The organism is Dokdonia sp., assembly GCF_039945015.1.
Classification (GTDB): Bacteria; Bacteroidota; Bacteroidia; order Flavobacteriales; family Flavobacteriaceae; genus Dokdonia.
On record NZ_JBDUXP010000020.1, the window covers coordinates 1 to 24,120 of the forward strand.

Consider the following 24,120-nt stretch of genomic DNA (forward strand, 5'->3'; position numbering starts at 1 on the left):
CAATACTTTGGCTTTACGTAATGAAGTAGACTCAGGATTGTCGTTCAATGATTTTTTGGCTACTGTTCAGGAAGATACGTTAATGGCTTTTGATCATCAGTTGTATCAGTATGAGGAGTTGGTAGATGCATTGGATCTTTCCCGGGATACGAGTCGCAATCCATTGTTTGATGTTTTATTTTCTTTTCATCAGCAGTCTGATGATGTAACATTAAGTGATTCAGATCTTAAGATTGTAAGTCATTATGCCGCTTATAAGGTAGCTAAGTTTGATTTGGAACTTGATGTCATAGACCAAGGAGATCACTTTAATATAGTTTTTAGTTATAGTCTATCCTTATTTGAAGAGAAAACAATAAGAAAATTCTCTAAATATCTAGAGAAAATAATAATAGAAGTGGTGTCTGATAAAAATGTTAAGTTGTCAGAAATCGATATTCTATCGAAGGAAGAAAAGGATCAAATTCTTTATAAGTTTAATACCCCTGAAGTAGATTATAACATCAAGAATACCATTGTTGATTTAATAGAAACCCAGATTTCACTTAATCCACAGGCAATAGCTCTGTATTTTAAAGGATATACAATGGAATATGGTGAGTTAAACCGAAAGGTTAATCAGCTCGCTCATTATCTTATTGATGTAACGAAGGTTAAAAATGGTGATCAAGTAGGTTTATATTTAGGTCGTTCACCAGAAATGATAATTGGATTTTTAGCCATATTAAAATCTGGAGCTACTTATGTTCCTCTTGATCCAGAAAACCCTTCAGATAGAATTAATATGTTGATCGAGGATTCAGAGATGAAACTTATTTTAACCAACTTGCATGATGATCTATTAAATATTGAACCTTCTATAAAAATTGTGGATTTGATAAGTGAAGCATCACATATTGAAGAAATGCCGGATAATGATCTTTTAGTTGTAATAAAAGGTAGTGATCCTGCGTATATTATTTTCACTTCAGGAAGTACAGGAAGACCAAAAGGAGTTGTTATAGAGCATGACTCTCTGGTAGATTATAGTATTACTTTCAAGGAATATTTTTCATTAACATCTTCTGATAAGGTTATTCAACAAGCCTCACCTTCATTTGATACCGTGGTGGAAGAAGTTTTTCCTGCACTATTATCTGGAGCTTCTATTGTAATTATGCCAGAAGGTGGGAGAAATATTGAATCTCTTATTGAAGGTATTAAGCTAACTAAAGCAACAGTACTAAGTACAGTGCCAATTGTTCTTAATACATTAAATAATTATGCTGATGATTTAAGAAGTTTAAGGCTTATTATTAGTGGAGGAGATTTATTGCTTCCAAGGCATATTGATAAACTAATAAGTAATTATGAAGTATTCAATACTTATGGGCCTTCAGAATCCACAGTTTGTATTACATATCATAAAATTAGCTCACTTGAGAATACTTCATGTATTGGTAATCCTATTGCAAATAGACAGGTTTATATACTAGATAGAGATAGACAATTATGCCCTGTTGGGGTAGTAGGAGAGCTTTGTGTCTCTGGTAAAGGCTTGGCCAAAGGATATTTGAATGATAATAAATTAACTGAGGACAAATTTATAGAGAATCCTATAAATCCAGGATCAAGAATTTATCGTACAGGAGATGCAGCAAGTTGGAATCCAGATGGTACCATAGAGTTTTTTGGTAGGATAGATGATCAGGTTAAAATACGAGGTATTCGTATAGAGTTAGGCGAGATAGAATCTCAATTAGAACGTATTGATTTTGTAAGTCAGGCCTTAGCGGTTGTTCATGGATCAGAAGATAATAAGCAATTGATTGCTTATTTATGTGGTGAAGAGGAGCTGAATCAGAATGAAGTTAGGAAAATATTGTCGTCTAGACTTCCTGATTATATGATTCCGACGGGCTATATCTGGTTGGATTCTTTTCCATTGAATGCAAATGGAAAAATAGATAAGAGAGGGTTGCCAAATCCAGATCTTATAGCAAGCGATGAGTATGTAGCTGCTACAAATAAGGATCAGGAGAAGCTTGTTGCAATTTGGTCTGAAGTTCTAGGTATAGAGGAAGAAAAAATTAGTGTCAATTCTGATTTTTTTAGATTAGGAGGGCATTCCTTGTTGGCAATGAAACTAAGATATCTCATTAATAAAGAGTATGGTGTAGAGCTTCCGCTTTCTGGAATTTTTTTAACTCCCACGATTCTTTCACTAGCTGAAAAACTAAAAGAAGGAGTAGGTGAGAGACAAGATGATGAAATTGTAATACCAATAAATAATATTCAAGGAGAAGATAAGCTATTTATGATTCACGATGGTAGTGGAGAGATCGATGGTTACCTTGAACTTTCGAGAAGAATTGAAGGGTATTCATGCTATGGAATCAAATTTGGTTTGTTTGATGAGATGGTTAAGGCTCCTGAAATTGCTGAAATTGCTTCAAAGTTTATCAAGGAAATAAAGAAAGTTCAAGAAGTTGGACCTTATCAATTACTTGGTTGGAGCTTAGGCGGTGAAATTGCAAAAGAAATAACAGTACAGTTAGAGAATGAAGGTGAGAAGGTTGAGAATCTTATTATTGTGGATTCATCCTTCAATTTTAATAAACCAACAGAAACAATCATATTTGATCTTGATTCAGAAACACGTTTTCTTGAATCAAGATTCAATTACTGTATAAAAAATCAAAAAAGTATTCATTCATTATATGAGCTATGGTCGGAATTTTCGAGTTCGGAAATTTTCAAAAAAGAATCCATTGAAGAGTTACGTAACGTGGTCCCAAATGAAATTAAGGAACTCATTCCAAGTTATTTGAATATGGATAAAAAAGAATTCTTTGATGCAGTAAATAAAATTCGATTATTGCTTAGTGCATCAGAAGGGTATTTTATTCAGAATTCAATTCAGGCTAGAACATTATATATTTGGCCAAACGAATCAAGAGCTATTCCCAATAAGGAAAAGTTGAAACACTTTTTTGTAAACTTTGATCTAAGGCAAGTTTCAGGAAATCATTTCTCTGTAATGAAAGATCCTAATGTATTACCACTATCCAATATTATAAACAATCGATTACTGGACTTACCCTATTAGATTGGGTATAATTTAGCGTTGAATTATATCATTTAATAGAATCTCTAGATAAATTAATGCTTTTCATAAAACCTTCAATTTCAATTAAATCGTTTATCAAAAAGTTTGAACCCTGAATATTCAGGGTCACGAATAAAAAAGGCACTAAAAAAATAATTTCATGCTTGCTTGAAATTATTTTTTTAGTGCCTTTTTTATATTATCAAAGCGACGCTTTATGGAGTTACCGAGCTTAGCGAGGTACTCCTAGACTTATATTGAATGCACATCTCTCTTGAATTTGAGAGTGTGCATTTTGTGTTTTTAACATGTACATGATTTACTTAAGCCCCATGGCTTTTTCAAGATGAGTTAACCCTTCATTACTATTTGCTTTTAAACCGTCATTAATAAAATGCATCATATTATTATAGGCTTTAAAATCTCCATCTGTAGTATAATTTTGTGGTTGCGTACCCGCACTAGGGTAGTAACACGTAAATACATGTAAGGTTCCTGTTAAGCCAGGTGTAATATCAAAACTAGCATTTGCAGTTGTAGTAACAGTATACTTTGTATAAATCAATTTTGGAGTATTTGTATACTTATTTGGGGTATTTTGGAAACTCCAAGTCGCCGGAGTACCAAGTGCACTTGCTTCAAAAATCTGAATTTCAGGGACATGTACACAAGATATACTGCAACTTGCTAAACATAATTTATTACCTTCACAAAGGCCATAACCAAATAACAATGCTATATCACCCCCAGCTTCAACCTTATCAACTCCAGGAAGAAAAGGTTGTTCTTGAACATTGTCAAAAGCTACAATGTTAAAGCCATTCTTCTGCTTATTCTTTTGTAAAAAAGGGATCAATTGCGCAATTCCAGAATTATCTACAGCACCGCCGTCTGCAATTCGTACCATCTTATTATCAGCTAGTTCTTTAATAGTTTTGTTGTCAGTCCCTATAAATTCTACATCTGGATTAACTAAACTAAAATTCAATGCTAAATCTTCTGCATCATATGTTTTTCCCCAAGTTCCAAAGACGTTCAAGTTCTTACTGGCTTCAAAACCTAAAGCAGCACTCGAGGCGGACGCAGCAATTCTAACAGACAAGTTGTTGCTTGATAATGGATTAGATATAGATTTTATATGTATATCAGAACTTGAAAAATTGTTAGAATACCCCACATTAAATACGAGTCCTTTAGAATGTGCACCTGCAGCTGGAAGAAAGGGAGGGGCAATCATATTTGAACTAGATGGTATGCTAGAAAAAATGACTGGGGTTACATCAGGATTTGCTCCATAAGAGCAAGAACCTCCATGTTCGCCATTTACTGTAACAGATTTAGGATCTAGAGGTGAGAGGCAAGCTTGGTAATATCCATAATAATCACCATAGGTGCTAGGATCTTCATTTAGAACAACATTGTTAGTTAACATGCTTCCAGCAAGAAGCAATGACTTGTTTGTTGCCCATTTCTGACGTGAACTATTAAGAGTTAGTGTGTCATTAAGAGGGTAATCTTTATATACAATCTTTTTAACGATTCTGTCCCATTCGGTTGCATCTCCGTATGCTTTAAATACACAAGGAGCAAAAGCAGGACCTTCCGAGTGTTCTGTGCAGAGTGTTGCTCCATCAAAAATATTTTGTTGACCACCAAGCCACCCACCATCACTTGTTGTATTTTTCCAGGTATCAATAGCTCTGGGTTTTTCAATATCTGTAACAAATTTTGGAGAATACATAAGCATGGTGCTAAACCAACTTCCACCTGAATTTGAGGAAATGGTGTTTACATTTTTAAATGCATTCTCTAGTTTATTTCCATTATTCTCCAATAAAGACATCGTCCATGCAGTATGTGCGGTGTGAGCTCTCCATCCGCCTCCTGCGAAGGCAACATGTATTTTATCTGTAGGAGAAGAAGCTTCAACTTCAGTTATTTCTTCTGGACTCTCTTCTGATGCTGATTTAGAAGTAAGTTCATCACAACCTATACATAAAAGAACCACAGCAAATAACATACATAGGTTTCTAAGTTTTGATGTTAGAAGGGGGTTACATAATACGATTAGTGAATTTTTCATACTGTTATGATGGTTAGTTTTATGATACACAAATACAGAGGTCAGGTATTATATCTGCCTCTTATAGTGTTTGTGATAAATCTAAAATATTTTGATATATCCTATTAGGGTGTTTTTACGGGTTTTTTTGTAGCATATTGAATGCGATAAGTACTGAGTATTCTTGACCACTTTTTAAGTTAAAATAATTCTAAGTACGCTTTCGCGAAAGCGTATATCTCATAAAAAAAATAATAGCAGAATCAAAATATTTGAAGATTAAAATGATGAAACTACTGTCTTTTTAAAAACTTGTTTTGAATATACATTTACTATATAAAACAACAATTATAAATCGACTGAAAAGACCGATTTCCTAGCTCAAATTATTTCATAAAATCAGTAGATACAGAGTTATTTGTATAACAAAAACAATACAATATATCATGGAATTAAGAGAAATTTATAAGAAGAGAAAAGAGATTCTTAATGGGCATATGAATGAGTTATATGCACTTACAGGTATGGCAAATAAAAGCGATGCAAGCGTATTTGAATTACGTAAGAAAATATGTGATGACTGTCCATTAAAAAAGAATAACTCCTGCAATAGTAACCTGTGGATTCATCCAGAAACGATGAAAACAATCACGGCTAGTAAAGAAGGATTCATTAGAGGATGTGGATGTAGATTAAGTGCAAAACAGAAATCAAAATACAGCAAGTGTCCAGCTGGTTTTTGGGGAGGAGAGTTTGATGTAAAATAGTACAGTGTAGGTATGAAGAATCATATTATACATAACGTCTATCTAGAACTCACTACATCAAGTGTCGCCGAAGCTCATGAGTTAAAAGATAATATAGGTAGTTTCCTTAGTACAGAAGTATTTCCATTGCTAGAAAAGCAAATCGATGCTATGGATCATGGGATGTCTGAATATGCCATTCAGTTAGATAAAGTACATGTTGAGATTACAGAAAAAGGACTTCGTTTAAATGATGATTTAAAGTATACGATTGTAGAAACTATAGAGGAAGAAACACAAAAAGCAATCAAGGCTATTGGTGATGCACAAAAACATACAGAACCACTTAAAAATGGAAAACTCTTACGTAAGAACGAACATGAATTAGAAACCTTTATTCATTTTTTAAAAACGGGAACAAATCCATGGTGGAGTCAGGAATCTATAACAAAGTTACTCACCCCTAAAAGCTTCGAAAGACTACGTGCAACGCGTGATTTTTCTAGAAGAATGCTAAGAGTCCTTGGAGATAAAAAGGTGAGAAATCGCATCATAAATCAGCTCACAAGAGAAGCTATAAAGGAGTTATGTGTGGCAATGGCAAAAGAAAATGATATTCTAGAAATCTCCGATGCTATTGTACAGAAAATAAAAAAACGCCCAGTTATACAACAACAGCATATTTGGAAAGAGATACTTGCGGCTATAGCATCTCAAAAACCGATAGCTATTGAAACCTTAATAGAGACCGCTAAGAATGCAATAGGTACATCTAAAGTAGCGGTAACTAAAATAAGCCAAGAAAAAGAAACAAAGAGTGATATAGACACTAGAACTCCAACACTAGCATCAAAACAACCAGAGGAGATAGAAGCAAAGAGACTTGCTAAAGAAGCTGTAAAAGAAATTTTAAAAGAAGAGCATTACCAACAAGTAGAAGACAGCGTAGAAATAGTAAATCAATATACTCAAAATGCGGGACTCGTACTCATACATCCATTTTTAAAGCACTTCTTTGGTCATTGTGATTTACTAGATGAAAACAAACAATTAAAAGACCCAGAAAAGTGTGCGCATTTGTTGCATTATATCGCAACAGGAAAAACCAAGCAAGCAGAAAGTGACATGGTTTTTGAGAAGTTTTTATGCAATATTCCCATAAATCAGCCTATAAATAGACAAGTGATAATTACAAAAAAACACAAAGAGCAAGCACATAATCTCTTAAATGCGGTTAACGAAAATTGGGGCGCTTTAAAAAAATCATCTCATGCATTATTACGTAATGAGTTCTTACAACGTCTTGGAAAAATAGAAAAAAACAGTAGCGGGATAACAATCGTTATGGAGCATAAAACGCAAGACATATTACTGCGTAAACTCTCTTGGGGAATGGGACTTATTAGACTCCCTTGGAAGAAGGATTTTATCTATGTAAACTGGGGATAAATAGCCGCTTATATCAAAACAGAATCTACTGAAACTACAGATCCAAACACGCAAATTCCTTGTTTTTGAATGAACATCAAGACATCTTTGTAATCTGATTATAGGCGATTTAAAAGAGGAATAGAACGCACTATCATCTTGCGTTTTTTGAAGTAACATATAATTTAAATAAAAGACAACTATGCTTTCAGAACAGAAGGGCACACAACAAATTTTTAACTATTTAAAAGAAGTTATTCTTTGGCGATTAGAGCATCCTCAAGCACCACTTAAGGAATGTCCTTTGGAGTATACGTCTAAAAAATTTAAAGGCAGTCCTTTGGGTAATTATATAGCAAAGCATGCTTTAAATAAAGAAGAACGAGTAGCACTTTTACTATCCTTAGTAGCCCATGTGTATCCTACATTTTTACGAGATGTTAGTATAGAAAGTGAGAACGGCGTGCTTTACTTTTTTTCAGAAACGAGATCAGATCAAAAAAATGCAGACCCTACAGGCGAGACCATCTTATATGCGCTTGCAGGAGATGATGTAGCAGGAAGAATCACAGCACATCAGTTTATACATGCCAACAGATTATTTAATGAACTAAAAGCACTACATATTGCATCTACAGAAAAATCAGAACCTGCCATGCGCGGGAAATTACTCATCTATGAAGATGCATTTCAAGAGATTGTATTAGGAAGTATTATAACACCTAAACTAAGTGAAGAATTCCCAGCTCAGGAAATCACAACACAAATGACGTGGGATGACCTCATCCTATCAAATGGCACTTTGCAAAAACTACAAAACAGTAAAGTATGGCTAGAACATAACGATACCTTACTAGAAGAATTAGGCATGAAAAAACGCCTAAAACCAGGCTACCGTGTATTATTTTATGGAGCTCCAGGAACAGGAAAAACACTCGCCGCTAGTTTGCTAGGGAAATACACAGGAAAATCAGTGTTTAGAGTAGACCTCTCTGTCTTAGTTTCTAAATATATAGGCGAGACAGAAAAACACTTGGCAAACCTATTTAGCAAGGCAGAAAAGAAAGATTGGATTCTCTTTTTTGATGAAGCAGATTCTGTTTTTGGAAAAAGAACCAATGTCCGAGATGCCCATGATAAGTATGCCAATCAAGGCGTTTCTTATTTACTACAAAAGATAGAAGCATATCCAGGAATGGTGATTCTAGCTTCTAATTATAAGGAGAATATTGATAATGCATTTATGCGACGTTTCCAATCGATTATTCAATTTGAATTACCAAAAGCAACAGAACGTCTGCGCATTTGGAAACACAATATTCCAGAAAAACTAGAACAACATCCTTCACTAAAACTAGAAGAAATAGCCTCAAAATATGTCTTGAACGGTTCTAATATTATGAACTGTATCCAAGATGTAAGTTTAAAGGCTCTGGCAAATAAAGACCGAATACTAACACACGACATGGTATTAGAAAGTATTAAGAAAGAATACCATAAAGAAGACAAGGTATTTTAAATGATGACACATTTTTAAGAGGGCGTGACCTTCACCTTGAATTTCTTTCAAGGTGAAGGTCGGGCTTTTCACTACAATTCCTCGCACTTCCTTACAGTCAGGCTGTGGGATTTCCATTGCAATCCCTCACGCAAAAATGATAAATAGATAACCGTAAGAAAGGATATATGTCATGACATATTTTAAAAGACCATAATAAAAGATACGATGAGAACAGCAACACAACCCGAAATAAAAGCGCCTCAAAAAGGCGCTGTTCAGAATAAGAAGAAATCAAAAAATGCTGTTGCGACCAAAGGAAAGCAACAGCAAAACGCAGTTAAGGGAGTTCCTCCTTCATTAGAAGAAGCACTCTTTGGAGCACCTCAAAAAATAAGCACAACGGGTATTCAGGATACAGACTTTAATGCAAAACAAGTAGGACAACTGGCAGCCGATCCTACTGCTGGAGTTCCAGACATATTAGACGCACAATTTGTAAGCCTTGTTGACGTGCCTACGGCAACACAAAGTGGTCCAGCAACCGTAAAAGAACCAACAGTAAAGAAAGCTTCAGGAGCAAAAAGTGTGACAGAGACACCTGCTGTAGCAGGAGAAGCGCAAGCAGCAAAAGCAGCTGTAGAAGGTAAGGAAGGTGCTGCTCAAGTAACCATTGCAAAAACACCAGAAGAAAACGAAAACTTCCAAGCATTAAAAGCACAAGTAGGAGAAACAGCCACTGCACAACAACAGCATGAGTCGTCTAGTAAAGCAAGTTCTAAAGCGCAAGCAGCTGCACCATCGCCAAGTAATGAACGTGAGAGTATAGCGCAAGCTAGACAAGTAGATATTATGGATGAACAGGAAGCAGGTGAGTTTAGTGCCGCCGCTTTTAAAGTCCAATTGCAAAGTCGTATTGCAGAAATGCAATTACCAAAAGATGAAGACGAAGCAGACAACTTTGAAGAAAATAATAATATATCAGAAGTAAATAAAAACGCGATGGGAGATGTGAGTGGAGCTACTCAAGAATCTTCAGGAGCTATTGCAGGTGCTACTTCTGCAAAACCAAATACAGCAGCAACACCAAAACGACATGTAGCAAAAATGCCAACACCTAGATTTGGTAAAAAACCAAGTGTGGGCGGAGCAGGTAAAGCTATGCCTCCTACACGTACAGCTGCCGAGGTAGAACAACCACTACAAGAACAAAATAGCACGGTAGATAATGAGATGGCAGCACATGGCGTAACAGATACGATGTTAGCCAACTCCAACGAAGCTTCCTTCACAGGCGCATTGGCAGAGAAAGATGCAGCCAAAGCACAAAGTGATGCAGCCACACAACAATTTAGATCACAAGAAGAAGAAGAGCAACAAAAAGTACAGCAAAGCGCACAACAGCAAACTACGTCAGGAGTTGGTGGTATGAATGCAGCTAGAGTTTCTGGACTTAATAAAGTAGCTGGAGATCAAAAGCAAACCGCTTCCAAAGACTCGGTAGAACGTAAACGTATCGCCGATGCGATCAATGGGAAGTATGAAACAGCCAAATCAAAAGTAGATGGCATATTAGACCAACTAGATACCGATGTAGCCAAGGAGTTTGTCAAAGGATCTATGGCAGCCAAAAAAGCTTTTGAAGATCATATAGAAACCAAAATGACTGCCTATAAAAAAGAACGTTATGGCGATTCTATATTTAGCTTTAAGCAATTCCGTCGCGTGGGTGATTTCTTTGTAGGATTACCAGAAGAAGTCAATGAATTCTTTGTCACAGGACGTGAAGTCTATATCAAAACCATGGATGGTTATATCGAGACCATTGCAAATACGGTAGCAACAAAACTGAATCAAGCAAAACAAGAAATTGCAAAAGGGAAACAAGAAGTACAAGACTATGTGAGTTCTTTATCTCCAAACCTACGTAAACTTGGTAAGGAAGCAGCCACAGCTATAGAGGATAAGTTTGATAGCCTAGAGCAAACCGTAAACGATAAGAAAGATACTCTTATTGAAGCGCTAGCAGAACAATATGCAGCTAATGTAGAAGGCATTGATGCGCGTATCGAAGAACTGAAAGCAGCAAATGAAGGACTGGTAAGTAAAGCTTTAGGAGCCTTAAAAGGAGTCTTTGATTTTATTATCAAAGTGAAAAATACGTTAACTACGCTTCTTGCAAAAATTGTAGAAGTGGTTGTCGCAATTATTGCAGACCCTATAGGATTCTTATCCAATATGATGGCAGGCGTAGGACAAGGAATTTCCAACTTTGCGTCTAATATTGTGAAGCATTTACAAGGCGGTTTGATAAGTTGGCTTACAGGAGCTATGAGTGGTCTGAGTATCACCATGCCAGAAGATGTATTCTCTCTGAAAGGAATCTTCTCTCTGTCTTCACAAATTATGGGCTTTACCTGGCAAGCCGTACGTAGAGTAGGAACCAGAGTAATTGGAGAACCGGTAATGAAAGCCTTAGAAACAGGATTTGAATTGGTGAACATCCTGCGTACAGAAGGTGTTGCAGGATTATGGGAATACTTAAAAGAGCAATTCCAGGATATTAAGGAAACCATTATGGGAGCTGTGATGGATATGATTCAGACACAAGTCGTACAAGCAGGGATCAAGTGGTTATTAGGATTACTATCTCCAGTAGGCGCCTTTGTAAAAGCAGTGATGGCGATTATAGATGTCGTGAAGTTCTTTATAGAACGAGCCGCTCAAATCGCAGATCTTGTAAATGCCTTTATGGACTCTGTCTCTGCGATAGCTTCTGGAAAAGTAGGAGCGGTAGCCGGTGCTATAGAAAAAGCATTAGGAAAAGCAGTTCCTGTTGTGATAGGACTCTTAGCTTCTATATTAGGTATAGGTGGCTTGGCGCGAAAAGTAATCAAACTCTTTAAGAAAATCCAGAAGCGTGTAGAAAAAGCACTGGTAAAGCTTTGGAAGAAGATTAAGAAGTTGGCGAAGAAGTTCTTGAAGAAAATTGGATTTGGGAAGAAGAAGAAAGAAGAAAAAGAGGATACAAGTCAATTACCAGATGGTAAAGAAAAATTATTTGCTAAACTTAGAAATGATTCACATGAAATTCAAGTGGATGGAGGACATGAATTAAAATTTGAAAATGAAGGAGAAATAGCCGTATATAGTAGAAAGAAGGGATTAAATGAAATAATTAATTTAAAGCAAGAAGAAATTCATGAGAATAAAAATGCAGAAGATTATAATGAAAAACAAAAGGCTATAAATGAATTAAAATCAGATAAAAAGAAATTTGGAAAAGAACTATCAAAGTATAAAGGAAAGCAAGAAAGGAAGTATAGTGCGAATGTTAAGGATGAATACAATTCTATGGTGAGGATTTTTAAGTCAATGACTAGTTCTCTAGAAATTGTTGGTATAGATATAAATGAAAGCTCATTAGTTCCAACAAAAGTGAAGCATATTACTAATGGTAAAAAGGCAAAGCAAGTTATAGCAGAACCTTTAACAAAAATTCCGGGCAATACTCATGGATCTTCACCGGGTAGTAGTGTACCTGTAGGGTGGGAAAGAATAAACCCTGAAGAACGTAAAAATTTCTGGGTAAGAGCACATTTGTTAAATCATAATTTACATGGACCAGGTGTGGAATGGAATTTGTTTCCAGCTCCTAAAACGATAAATAGCGATATGGAGAGTAAAATAGAATCTCCAGCAAAAAAAGCTATTGGGAAAAATGATGATAAAGCTTATTTTTATGAAGCTAATCTTACTTATAGTGGAGGTGATTTTCCTACTTCGTTTAAAGTTGAGTTTGGAGAATATGATTTAGAAAAAGGTATTAGGGGTAAACTGTTAGAACCTGTTTATAATGAAACTTTAAGGGCGCCTGAAACTTATATTGTTAATATAAATAGTGATAGTGCTAGTAGATTAAATGAAGTTGCTAAACAAAATGGAGTTTCAGGAATGTCAACTTTCTTTAATAATTTAGTAAAAGAACAAAAAAAGAATGGTGCTTTTGAAAATATAAATGATGTTGAAAATCGTATGAATGGAATAGCTAAAGATATTCATATCGATAAATTGGATATTTTAACGGATAGTGGTAAATTAAAATACTGAAAATAATTATATGATAAATATTAGTAAAAAATTTAGAGATAGAAAGTGTAGTTTATCTAAAGAGGTTTATGATTCTAACTATTTGACCTCTTCTGGTGCTATTACCAGATCTAATGAAGCTCTAGAAGAGGAACAATTAGAAAATATTTTAAAACAAAGTGAATTTTCTTTACCTATATCTGTAAAGAAATTTTATCAACAAGTTACTGAGCTCTCTTTAAATTGGGAAATTGTTAATGAGAGGCACCGTAATGGGATAGAACGAGAAGCAATTTTTAAAAGAGATATATGGATAAAGCAAAATCTTTTAGATAAAGATTATAGTTGGGAAGCTGTTAGGATTCTTTTAAGTGGAAGTTTAAATATTCCGGAATTTAAAAATCTTATAGATATAGAATTTATAAAAGCAACAGGGATGTATGCTGCTGCCACAAAAGTAGGTCTAACTGCAGGTAGTTTATTACCACTAGATACAAACGAATTTGCTATAGCTTGTATGAAACATGAAGATGGAGAATTAATAGATAATATATATCTGTATACAGGCTTTGGAGAATTTCCAGTAAAGTTACATGATATGGGAATTACTTTTGAGAAGTATTTAGATTTAGCGTATAAAGCTAAATGTTTTAACTATTGGAACTTAGTGTATTGCTTAAGAGATAAAGCTCCAAATTATGAACTTATGAAACGATTTTTTCCAGTAATATTTCCTCATATAGAGCCAGATCTTGAAGAGTTTGGAATTACTTATTAGGTTATAAGAAATAATAATTTATATTCAAAACCCCACAGTAACCTGTGGGGTTTTTCTTTTCGCGAAAGCGTAAAAAGAAAATAGTATTGTTGAGGTATAATTTATACATTGATGGGTGAGTATTTCTCTCTCAAACCTCCACCAGTTATAAACTGGATGTGACAGAGTGTAATAAACAATACTATTTAAAAACTCCGACAGATATCTGTCGGTTTTTTTGTGTGTTATTCTCGATGATTAGCGAATGCAGAAAATAGATCAATGTTGTAGTGATTTCTTGAGTTTTAGAAGCAATATAACGATGCTATAGAGTGATGTCTGCTTTGATGATGGTATGGACTTTTTCATTCTTTAAAAGGCATTATAACCGGCCTGTGTGATTCTACATAAAGCACTCTAAAATAGTTGTTGTACATATCATTATAAAAAAGAGTGTTGCTGCGTACGCTTTCGCGAACCCGCCTACTCGGCCGGCAGGAGCGTATATATTCTCCTTGGTAATCAGGTAAATAATTCCTTGTATAATTATTCTATTTCTAATTCATTACAATCATATAAATCTGTAAAATGTGATATTTTAAATAAAATATTACAAAGTTTAATGTATTGATTTGTAGATATTTAAGAAATATCGACATTGTACTTACTGAAACTACCGATTAGACTCCCTCAATTGTTTGTGTTTTACTTGCTTCTCGGCGTATGTTTGTAGGGTGATTAAGAAATGACATAAGAAGTACTTCTCTTTTACAACATCACAACCGTCTTAAAATCTAGAGCTAAAGACAAAAAATAGGCTAGTTAAGCTAGCAAAATAACGAATGCTTTTCGATAAAAATAAACCAATAAAAAGAGGAACATGATCTACGATGTATTAAACATACTCAAAAAGGAAATAGGGAACTATCTGGAGGGTAGTGAAGATCTAGTGGTATTAGACAATATGGCTAAGGCAGAAGATGCAAACGATACTTCATTAAATAATAATGTGATTATTACTTTACTAAGTACAGAAGAAGAATCTACACTCAAAAATACGCCAAGACACGAGATTAAAAATGGATCCAAAATTTACAAAAGTGGTGCTGCTTATCTCAACTTATATGTTATGGTAGCTGCCAATAGAACTACGTATGAAATGTCACTTCAAGATATTTCTAAAGTAGTTGAGTTTTTTCAAGACAAGGCCATTTTTACAAACAACAATACAGAATCAGATCTTGAAGAATTCAAGTTTATGGTAGATCTCAAATCCCTTCGTATTGAAGAGCTTAGTTATGCTTGGACCGTATTGGGAGGAAGAACAATGCCTTCTGCATTATACAAGGTGAGTATTGTAAAAGTACAAAGGAAAATAGTAAAAGGTGTAGGACCGGCAATAACTACCATAGAAGAAACCACACTTAATCTCACAAAAAATCTAACACAAAATTTTACAGAAGATGAGTAGTACAATTAAATATCTACCAATATTCAACTTGAATATTTTACATAATTACTTTCTGGATACAATAGATAATGGCAATGTAGTAGTCTTTGACGATACAGAAAAACCTGAAGTATTATCAACATATAATGTGTCTGATTTTCTTCGAGTAGTGCCAAGTAAAAAAACACAACGAGTTCTTAAGAACCATAGAGTCGTGTTTAAAACAACAACAAATGGTACCACTTGTTTTATCTCAGTAGATCAAGATGATAAACCAGTAATTGATGCTACAGATGTAACAGTGGATCTATTAATTTATAGTAGAGATACTTTGTTTGAAAAGTATACAGATCTCGAAACGAGCCCTAAACGCATTTATTTCTTTACAAATGATATTGATCACACAGGAGATAGAATTGATGTTTTAACGGATGCAACAGCTACAGATCTAGAACAATATAAAGTTTTAGCAACTTCAGATAAGTATGAAGAGCTTTTAAGTGCTCTAGATGGTAGAGAACAACGCTCTCTACTTGGAATAGTTTCTATCAAACTAGATCAATTAATACCGGGAGGAATTGTAGAGGATACTCCTACAGAGCTCAAAATAGTTCTAAAGAACAGAAAAACAATATGGGTATATCTAGATCAGAAAGATGGCTCTTTAGTATCACAAACAGGAACACCACAACCTTTTATGCATAAAGGGAATATTATACCTAGAAATGGATTGGGTGTTGCTATTCCATACAGAATGGCGACCCCTTCAGATGCTTTTGCATATCAAACAAACGGTGGCCTGCCTATACAAACTCAAGTATATATATACAAAGAAGAAGAAGAAGGAGGAGAAATAGGAATAGGAATAGGAGCAGAAATACAACCAGGATAAAAAGTAAAATAAGAATTTTTTTAAAATAGATAAATATGTTAACACAATTAAAAACACCTGGTGCATACATAGAAGAGGTATCAAAATTCCCTCCTTCGGTTGCACAAGTGGAAACAGCAATTCCTGCATTTATAGGGTTTACTGAAAAAGCGACAAGAAAGGTAGATGATGATTCACTACAGGTACCAACAAGAATTACATCTATGTTGGAGTATGAAGCTCTTTTTGGAGGAGCAAAAAAGGAACAGCTAACGTTAAAAGATGACTTATCGAGAGGAACAGAATTAGTGACACCAGATGTTATTTTTTTAATGCCATATGCGATGCAATTATATTTTGCTAACGGAGGTGGACCTTGTTATATAGTCTCTACAGGAACGTATGGAACTTATAGTCTAGCAACAGCAAAAAACGCTTTAAAGACAGGTTTAGATGCTGTTGCATTGGAAGATGAACCAACACTTCTTGTATTTCCAGATGCCACAAAAACACTTTCTGAAGTCAACTTTTATGGAATCTATCAAGATGCATTATCACAGGCCAATGCTTTAAAAGATCGCTTTGTGATTATGGATACTTATAGAGGAGAAACTGAAACTGAAATTGATGTAGAAGGAGTTCCTACAATTATTAATAATATAGACGAATTTAGAACAGCTATTGCTGGAGATAAATACGGAGCTGCATATTTCCCACACTTAAAGACCATATTAAATTATGAGTTTGCTGAAGATGCTATTATTGTACACAATGGAACGGGGTATGACTATGGAGCTGAAGATACATTTTTACATGATTTGTTAGTTGAGATAAATGCTGATCCAGATGGAGATAATTTAGAAGAACATAGAGCTGCTGCTTTAGAGGTACTTATGGGTATAAATGAAACTCATGATATACCTATAGATCTATCTGCTGTTCAATCTGCGGTAGATTCACCGGCATTAGCAATAGCCATGAACAATCTATTAGGCGATATTGGAGATGATGATATAGGAGCCGCTAGTGGTCAAAAACTAGAGGATCTAAAAGGAACCACTTTATACAACGAGATTCAAGCATTAATCAATGCAACTCCAGTAGTTGTACCACCATCGGCCGCGATGGCAGGAGTATATGCTAAGACAGATAGTACAAGAGGTGTATGGAAAGCCCCTGCAAATGTAGGATTGAATTATGTAGTTGGACCTACAGAAAAGGTAAATAACAGCCAACAAGATGGATTAAATGTAGATGCCAATGCTGGAAAATCTATCAATGTTATCCGAAAATTTACAGGAAAAGGAACCTTAGTATGGGGGGCAAGAACCCTAGATGGTAACAGTAACGAGTGGCGTTACGTATCTGTTCGTCGTTTCTTTAATATGGTTGAAGAGTCTGTGAAGAAAGCTTCAGAACGTTTTGTCTTTGATGCAAATAATGCCAATACGTGGGTCAAAGTAAAAGGCATGATTGAGAACTTCTTAAACACACAATGGAAAGCAGGTGCACTAGCAGGTGCTACTCCAGAAGATGCTTACTACGTAAGCGTTGGATTAGACGAAACGATGTCTGCTCAAGACATATTAGAAGGAAGAATGATTATAGAAATAGGAATGGCAGCAGTGCGTCCAGCAGAATTTATCATCCTTCGTTTTTCTCACAAATTACAAGAATCATAAAAAGAATTAAATAGTAAAAATTAAAACAGAAAGTTATGAATGAATACCCATTAGCAAAGTTTTACTTCGAGGTAGATTGGGGAGGAACCCAAATAGGTTTCCAAGAAGTCTCAGGTCTAGATATTGAGGTAGAGCCTATTGAATATCGTCAAGGAGCAAGTCCTGACTTTACCAAAATCAAGATGCCTGGCATGACCAAGTTTAGTAACATCACTTTAAAACGAGGATCGTTTAAAGGAGATAATGAGTATTTCGATTGGTTTAATACAATCCAATTAAATACTGTAGAGCGTAGAACTATTACGATCTCATTATTAAATGAAGAAGGAACACCAGCAATTACTTGGAAAATAAACAAAGCATTTCCAATTAAAGTGCAGTCTACAGATCTAAAAGCAGAAGGAAACGAAGTAGCGGTAGAGTCTATTGAGATAGCTCATGAAGGATTAGTAATAGAAAACAATTAATAGCAATAACAAATTAAATAATAAACAATAAACATTTTATATTATGAATTATAAAACACCAGGTGCATACATAGAAGAGGTATCAAAATTTCCACCTTCAGTAGCACAAGTAGAAACAGCAATTCCTGCATTTATAGGATATACTGAGAAGGGAGAGCTAAACGAGCCTACTCGAATTACTTCTTTATTAGAATACGAAGCACTATTTGGAAGCGCAAAACCTCAAACAGGAATCTCTGTAACAATTACAGATGGAGTAGCAACAACAGCTTTAGTAAATTCAAATAATGCAACCCCAGCTGCATTTAAAATGAATTACTCAATGCAGATGTATTTTGCAAATGGAGGTGGTCCTTGTTATATAGTATCTGTAGGAAACTATAGTGGGGGAGTCGTATTAGGAGAATTACAAGCAGGACTAGCTGAAGTAGCAAAAGAAGATGAGCCTACATTACTAGTATTCCCAGATGCATTTAGTTTAGAAGATGATAGTTACGTATTATATGGAAGTGCTTTACAACAATGTACTGATTTACAAGATCGTTTTGTCATTATGGATATTGCTGACAATACCTTAGATGGAGTAAATGATTTCAGAGGAGAAACATTAGTTGGAGACTTAAAATATGGTGCAGCGTATTTCCCACACTTGCAAACCATCTTAAATTATGAATATAATGATGTAGATGTTGTTGTTAACGCAAGTACAAATAGTGACGGTGTCGCTATAGTAGCAGAAGATTTGGCTGCTTTAAAAGCAGAGAATTCAGGAGCATACAGTGCAGCTAAAAATGAGATTGCATCATCGTTACGTGTTATTTTACCACCGTCATCTGCAATAGCTGGAGTGTATGCAAAAGTAGATAGTACGAGTGGGGTTTGGAAAGCACCAGCAAACGTAGGATTAAACTATGTAACAGCGCCTACAGTAAAGGTATCACATGATGATCAAGAAGGTTTAAATGTAGATGCTGTAGCAGGAAAATCAGTAAATGCGATCCGTACGTTCACAGGAAAAGGAACCTTAGTATGGGGAGCTAGAACACTAGACGGTAACAGCAATGAGTGGCGTTATGTATCAGTTCGTCGTTTCTTTAATATGGTAGAAGAGTCTGTAAAGAAAGCTTCAGAACGTTTTGTTTTTGAATCTAATGACGCAAATACTTGGGTACGTGTACGTGCTATGATCGAGAATTTCTTAAACCTACAATGGAGAGCAGGTGCATTAGCAGGTGCTTCACCAGAAGATGCATACTATGTAAGTGTTGGATTAGGAGAAACCATGTCTGCACAAGATGTCCTAGAAGGAAGAATGATTGTAGAGATTGGAATGGCTGCGGTACGTCCAGCAGAATTTATCATCCTACGTTTTTCTCACAAACTTCAGGAATCATAATCATAATTTAAACAGATAGGGAGATATAGATGGTAATGTATGTTGCTGTTCATTAGTGAATTAGTTCGCTTTCGCGAAAGCGTAAACAGCCTCTTTACCCATCGTTTATATTTTTTATCACACGTTACATTAAAATAATTAAATAGTAAAAATTAAAACATAAAGTTATGAATGAATACCCATTAGTAAAGTTTTATTTCGAAGTAGATTGGGGAGGAACACAAATAGGTTTCCAAGAAGTTTCAGGTCTAGATATCGAAGTAGAACCTATCGAATATCGTCAAGGTGCAAGCCCTGACTTCACAAAGATCAAGATGCCTGGTATGACCAAGTTTAGTAACATTACCTTAAAACGAGGATCGTTTGCAGGAGATAATGAATACTTCGATTGGTTTAATTCTATCCAACTTAATACAGTAGAGCGTAGAACCATTACAATCTCATTATTAAATGAAGAAGGAACACCAGCGATTACTTGGAAAATAAACAAAGCATTTCCAATCAAAGTGCAATCTACAGATCTAAAAGCAGAAGGAAACGAAGTAGCCGTAGAGTCTATTGAGATCGCTCACGAAGGATTAGTCATCGAAAATAACTAAGCCATGGCAGCAATATATCCACCAACTAGTTTCTCTTTTATAGTCAATGGGATTTCTACTTTAGAAGGTATTGACTCTCAATTTCAATCAGTAACAGGACTTACAACTGAGATTGGAGTTGAAGAGTATGCCGAAGGTGGAGAAAACAGATTCTTACATCAACTTCCCAATAGACCTAAGTATAACAACTTAGTTTTAAAAAGAGGATTGATTACAAACTCTGGATTGATTAAATGGAGTAGGGATGCTATGGAGAAGTTTCAGTTTGAGCCTCGGGATCTTATTATAACCCTCAATGGAGGCGCAGAATCTACAGCCCCTTTAATGGTGTGGAATGTAATAGGCGCATATCCTGTAAAATGGGATGTCTCTGAGTTTAATGCTGAAGAGAACAAACTGGCAATAGAAACGGTAGAGTTGAAATACAGATATTTTACGATACCTAGCGCTAGTTTTGGCTTATAAGTGATCATAAAACAACACATAGGGCGCTGATTCACAGAAGGTAAATCAAAAACATTTTTTGAATAATACATACAGATTCATGGAGAATTCCGTGATGCTGAAAGGGCGCGCTATGTGTTTGATTTTTGAAGATGTTGTTTTAAAAAGAGAAAGAGAACACAATTAAATAAAACAATATGCCAATAGAAATTAAAGAGTTACACATTAAAATTAATGTGGACGAGAATAATGCAGGAAGTTCTGGTGTAACAACCGTCGATCAAAAGAATGTGACGCGATTGATACAAGAGAATGTAGAACAAATTATAAATACACAACACCGTAAAAAAGAAAGATAATGGAAGGAGAATTAGCAAAACTAGAAATAGCTACTTATACGGACTCTGGTTATAAAACTAAAGTTGGGAGTAATGCATTTAATGCTTTCATAAATCCACAAAGTTATTCTGTGCGTTTTAAGAATAATTTTGATACTAAGCGTAGTGTAGGTCAACAAAAGGATAACTATAAGTATACCTCATCTGATTCACCAGATTTAGATTTAGAATTTCTTTTTGACGGCACGGGAGTCGTACAACAAAACAGTGGGAATAGATTATTAAATATACTTAGTGGAGGTAGTGATTTTGTTAAAGAGACAGTAAAAGGTCAAATAGATAAATTCATAAAGGCTACTGGAGAATATGAAGGGACTATTCATAAACCATATAATGTAATCATAAGTTGGGGCGATTTTGAGTTTAAAGGAGTCTTATTGGAATTAACAATTGATTATAAGATGTTTACTCCAGATGGAAAACCTCTTAGAGCTATAGGGAAAGCTAAATTTCATGAATCAATTAGTCCTGAATTAGCTGAAGCTGAAGCTAAAAGTAGTTCCCCAGACCTTACACATACAAGAATGGTGAAAGCAGGAGATACGTTGCCATTAATGGTTGAACGTATTTATGGAGATGATAAATATTATCTAGAAGTAGCCAGAATCAACAATATCACAAGTTTTAGACAATTACAACCAGGGACAGAAATTTTCTTTCCACCGATTGAAAAAGTATCATAAATATGAACAATAGCGGATACATACAAACATCAAAAAATCCTGACCTAGTAACTTTTAAAGTACTGTCTGGAGGAACTGAATTACCTGGGAAATATGGTGTAAAAAGCATTGTAGTAGAAAAGGAGATTAATAGAATTCCTCATGCTCAGATTGTTATTATAGATGGAAGTAGTCCAGATCAAGATTTTGAATTGAGTAATGAAGAATTATTGATACCAGGTAAAGAAATTGAAATTACAGCAGGATATCATCTTGATGAAGAAACCATTTTTAAAGGAATTGTCATTAAGCATAATATCAAGGTTAGAGATAACGTGTCTTATCTCATTATTGAGTGTAAAGACAAAGCTGTAAAAATGACTGTCGGTAGGAAAAGTAAGTATTTCTATGAGAGCACAGATAGTGATATCATTGAGGAACTTATAGGAAATCAAGGGTTGACCGCAGATGTAGAAGCTACTGCAAATGAACATCAAGAATTAGTGCAATACCGTGCTTGTGATTGGGACTTTATGGTGACAAGAGCACAAGTTAATGGAAAGTTATGCTTTGTTGATGACGGTACTATAACAGTTGCTGCACCAGAATTAGGAGATACTGTAGAGACTGTCGTTTTTGGATCATCGATTCAAGAGTTTGATGGAGAAATAGATGCTAGAGATCAGTTCGATAGTATTACATCCTATTCTTGGAGTTATTCAGATCAAGAATTGTTAGAATCAGAAGCACAAGATCCTGGACTCTCTCTTAATGGAGATATAGCTTCAAGCGATTTAGCAAATGTATTACAATTAGAAAATCTAGAATTAAGACATGGAGGAAATCTTTCCCAGGATGAATTACAAGATTGGAGTGATGCAAAAGCAGTATATCAACAACTAGCAAAGACCAGAGGTCGTGTGAAATTTCAAGGAATTCCTGCGGTAAAACCAGGAACTACATTACAACTAGAAGGTGTCGGAAATCGCTATAACGGGAACATTTATGTGACTGGAATACGTCACGAAATTGTTGATGGAAATTGGTTAGTAGATGCTCAGTTTGGATTATGTCCAACTTGGTTTTCTGAGGTTTATGATATTAGTGAGATGCCTGGTTCTGGTATTATGCCAGCCATTAGTGGCTTGCATATAGGAGTGACTACACAGTTAGAATCTGATCCTGATGGAGAAGATAGAATCTTAGTGCAAATTCCGATCATCAATAATGAAGAACAAGGTATTTGGGCACGTATCGCAACACTAGACGCAGGAGAAAATAGGGGATCATTCTTTAGACCAGAAATCGGCGATGAGGTGATTATAGGCTTCATTAATGATGATCCTAATGATGCTGTCATCTTAGGGATGCTAAATAGTAGCACTAAACCTGCTCCACTTACAGCGTCTGACGACAATCATGAAAAGGGATTAGTCACACGAAGTGAAATGAAAATGATCTTTAATGATGATAAAGTTTCCTATGTGTTAGAAACCCCAGCAGGTAAAAAAGTAACCTTAGATGAGGATGCTGGAATTGTTCAAATAGAAGATGAACATGCAAACATTCTGACTTTTAATAGTGATGGAATTACTATGGAAAGTGCAGGGGAGATCAACATAAAGGCTACTGGCGATGTTAATATAGAAGGGATGAATATAAATGGGAAAGCAAATGCACAATTAAAAGTTGAAGGTAGTGCTGGAGCAGAGATATCATCGGGAGCAGTCACCGTAGTTAAAGGTTCTCAAGTACAAATTAATTAATAAAAATAATAAATGAAACCAGCAGCCAGAATTACAGATATGCATACGTGTCCTTTAGTTACAGGAACGACTCCACATGTTGGAGGACCTATACTGCCAGCAGGAGAACCTACCGTTTTGATAGGGAAATTACCAGCGGCCAGAGTAGGAGATAAAGCATTATGTACAGGCCCTCCAGATACAATAGCAATAGGATCGACAACCGTTTTAATTGGCGGAAAACCTGCAGCCAGATTAGGAGATACTACAGCTCACGGAGGAATGATAGTAGCAGGCGAAGCAACGGTTTTAATAGGAGGATAATTATGAAAATAGATAGAGATTTTTTAGGAAGAGGATGGAGTTTTCCTCCTGAATTTAATAAGACTCAGAAAGAGGTAACGATGACAACAGATGTAGAAGACATCAATAATAGTTTAATCATATTGCTTTCTACTCGGTTAGGAGAACGTGTGATGCTTTCTGATTATGGATGCGATCTAGAGGAGCTATTGTTTAAACCGCTCACGCTTACACTAGTCACACAGATAAAAGGGATAGTAGAAAGAGCTATTCTTTATCACGAGCCAAGAGTAAATATTTTAAGTATTGATATCGATAGCACAAATGGACTAGAAGGAGAAATCCTAATCGTTGTAGACTATGAGGTCAGAAACACAAATACAAGAAGTAATATCGTCTTCCCTTTCTATAAAGGAGAAGCAACAGAAATCTAAA

19 protein-coding genes are annotated in these 24,120 nt (G+C 35.3%); 18 read left to right on the forward strand and 1 reads right to left on the reverse strand.

Annotated elements, in window-relative coordinates:
* Positions 1 to 3,088 (forward strand): amino acid adenylation domain-containing protein (locus tag ABJD27_RS15265; RefSeq protein WP_348202061.1); only part of this gene is annotated, 3,088 nt, incomplete at its 5' end.
* Between the two features lie 319 nt (positions 3,089 to 3,407).
* On the opposite strand, the gene ABJD27_RS15270 is transcribed toward ABJD27_RS15265, so the two are convergent.
* Positions 3,408 to 5,171: a hypothetical protein gene (locus ABJD27_RS15270; RefSeq protein ID WP_348168516.1), complete on the reverse strand. Its 1,764-nt coding sequence runs from the start codon at positions 5,169 to 5,171 to the stop codon at positions 3,408 to 3,410.
* A 425-nt stretch (positions 5,172 to 5,596) separates the two neighbouring features.
* Between ABJD27_RS15270 and ABJD27_RS15275 the strand changes: the two genes are divergently transcribed.
* From ABJD27_RS15275 to ABJD27_RS15355, 17 genes are all read left to right on the forward strand, one after another.
* Entirely contained in the window at positions 5,597 to 5,917 is a 321-nt protein-coding gene (locus ABJD27_RS15275; protein ID WP_348168518.1) for a hypothetical protein, read from the forward strand.
* Between the two features lie 12 nt (positions 5,918 to 5,929).
* Positions 5,930 to 7,345 carry a contractile injection system tape measure protein gene (locus ABJD27_RS15280; RefSeq protein ID WP_348168521.1) on the forward strand — a complete coding sequence of 472 codons (1,416 nt, stop codon included), beginning with the start codon at positions 5,930 to 5,932 and terminating at the stop codon, positions 7,343 to 7,345.
* Between the two features lie 181 nt (positions 7,346 to 7,526).
* Positions 7,527 to 8,843: an ATP-binding protein gene (locus ABJD27_RS15285; RefSeq protein WP_348168524.1), complete on the forward strand. Its 1,317-nt coding sequence runs from the start codon at positions 7,527 to 7,529 to the stop codon at positions 8,841 to 8,843.
* Between the two features lie 207 nt (positions 8,844 to 9,050).
* Entirely contained in the window at positions 9,051 to 12,932 is a 3,882-nt protein-coding gene (locus tag ABJD27_RS15290; RefSeq protein ID WP_348168527.1) for a hypothetical protein, read from the forward strand.
* A gap of 10 nt (positions 12,933 to 12,942) precedes the next feature.
* Positions 12,943 to 13,689 carry a hypothetical protein gene (locus ABJD27_RS15295; RefSeq protein WP_348168530.1) on the forward strand — a complete coding sequence of 249 codons (747 nt, stop codon included), beginning with the start codon at positions 12,943 to 12,945 and terminating at the stop codon, positions 13,687 to 13,689.
* An 859-nt stretch (positions 13,690 to 14,548) separates the two neighbouring features.
* Entirely contained in the window at positions 14,549 to 15,139 is a 591-nt protein-coding gene (locus ABJD27_RS15300) for a DUF4255 domain-containing protein (RefSeq protein WP_348168533.1), read from the forward strand.
* Entirely contained in the window at positions 15,132 to 16,010 is an 879-nt protein-coding gene (locus tag ABJD27_RS15305; RefSeq protein WP_348168536.1) for a hypothetical protein, read from the forward strand. Before ABJD27_RS15300 ends, ABJD27_RS15305 begins: the two co-directional genes overlap by 8 nt.
* Positions 16,011 to 16,045: 35 nt before the next feature.
* Positions 16,046 to 17,671, forward strand: coding sequence for a phage tail sheath C-terminal domain-containing protein (locus ABJD27_RS15310; RefSeq protein WP_348168539.1), 1,626 nt, complete (start codon positions 16,046 to 16,048; stop codon positions 17,669 to 17,671).
* A 35-nt stretch (positions 17,672 to 17,706) separates the two neighbouring features.
* The gene (locus tag ABJD27_RS15315; RefSeq protein ID WP_348168542.1) at positions 17,707 to 18,138 is read left to right on the forward strand and encodes a phage tail protein; all 432 of its coding nucleotides are present in this window, start codon (positions 17,707 to 17,709) and stop codon (positions 18,136 to 18,138) included.
* A gap of 43 nt (positions 18,139 to 18,181) precedes the next feature.
* Positions 18,182 to 19,534, forward strand: a complete 1,353-nt coding sequence (locus tag ABJD27_RS15320; protein ID WP_348202062.1) for a phage tail sheath C-terminal domain-containing protein — start codon at positions 18,182 to 18,184, stop codon at positions 19,532 to 19,534.
* Between the two features lie 167 nt (positions 19,535 to 19,701).
* Entirely contained in the window at positions 19,702 to 20,133 is a 432-nt protein-coding gene (locus ABJD27_RS15325; RefSeq protein ID WP_348173932.1) for a phage tail protein, read from the forward strand.
* 3 nt (positions 20,134 to 20,136) lie between these two features.
* Complete coding sequence (locus tag ABJD27_RS15330) at positions 20,137 to 20,598, forward strand: phage tail protein (RefSeq protein ID WP_348173930.1); 462 nt, start codon at positions 20,137 to 20,139, stop codon at positions 20,596 to 20,598.
* A 176-nt stretch (positions 20,599 to 20,774) separates the two neighbouring features.
* Positions 20,775 to 20,936, forward strand: coding sequence for a DUF5908 family protein (locus ABJD27_RS15335; RefSeq protein WP_348173928.1), 162 nt, complete (start codon positions 20,775 to 20,777; stop codon positions 20,934 to 20,936).
* Complete coding sequence (locus ABJD27_RS15340) at positions 20,936 to 21,658, forward strand: LysM peptidoglycan-binding domain-containing protein (protein ID WP_348173926.1); 723 nt, start codon at positions 20,936 to 20,938, stop codon at positions 21,656 to 21,658. Before ABJD27_RS15335 ends, ABJD27_RS15340 begins: the two co-directional genes overlap by 1 nt.
* A 2-nt stretch (positions 21,659 to 21,660) precedes the next feature.
* The gene (gene vgrG / locus ABJD27_RS15345) at positions 21,661 to 23,403 is read left to right on the forward strand and encodes a type VI secretion system tip protein VgrG (protein WP_348173924.1); all 1,743 of its coding nucleotides are present in this window, start codon (positions 21,661 to 21,663) and stop codon (positions 23,401 to 23,403) included.
* A 12-nt stretch (positions 23,404 to 23,415) separates the two neighbouring features.
* Complete coding sequence (locus tag ABJD27_RS15350) at positions 23,416 to 23,706, forward strand: PAAR domain-containing protein (protein ID WP_348173922.1); 291 nt, start codon at positions 23,416 to 23,418, stop codon at positions 23,704 to 23,706.
* Positions 23,707 to 23,708: 2 nt separating this feature from the next.
* The gene (locus ABJD27_RS15355; RefSeq protein WP_348173920.1) at positions 23,709 to 24,119 is read left to right on the forward strand and encodes a GPW/gp25 family protein; all 411 of its coding nucleotides are present in this window, start codon (positions 23,709 to 23,711) and stop codon (positions 24,117 to 24,119) included.
* Position 24,120: the final 1 nt, after the last annotated feature.